Raw genomic sequence first — 359 nt, forward strand, 5'->3', positions numbered from 1 at the left:
GGTCGCCACTGCCAGCCGTGTAGCCATGAGTGACGGCCAGGGTCGCGCCGGAGAGATTGGCCGAGCCATTGACCAGCACCCGGTCATAGCCGCTACCCGCCGTCGTGCCGTTGATGTCCAGGGCCAGGGTGCTGCCTGCGGCCAGGCTGAGGTTGCCGTTGATGTTGAGGCTGCCTGCACCGCCATTGCCGGGGGACAGGGTGCCGCCGCTCTGCACGGTGACGTTGCCCCCCAGCGAGCCGCTGCCGGCCAGCGTGGCACCGCTAGCCACGGTGGTCGTGCTGCTGGTGTTGCCGTCCACGATCAGCGTGCCGGCGAACACGGTGCTGCTGCCCGTGCTGGTGTTGTTGGCCGTCAGG

The 359-nt window shown here is 69.4% G+C and carries 1 protein-coding gene; it reads right to left on the minus strand.

Annotated features, from left to right (window positions below; translation table 11 throughout):
• Window positions 1-359, minus strand: a 359-nt coding sequence (locus tag J0A65_RS26515) for a hypothetical protein (RefSeq protein WP_416135339.1), incomplete at both ends; no start/stop codon positions are given.

The organism is Bowmanella yangjiangensis, from assembly GCF_017255015.1.
GTDB lineage: Bacteria > Pseudomonadota > Gammaproteobacteria > Enterobacterales > Alteromonadaceae > Bowmanella > Bowmanella yangjiangensis.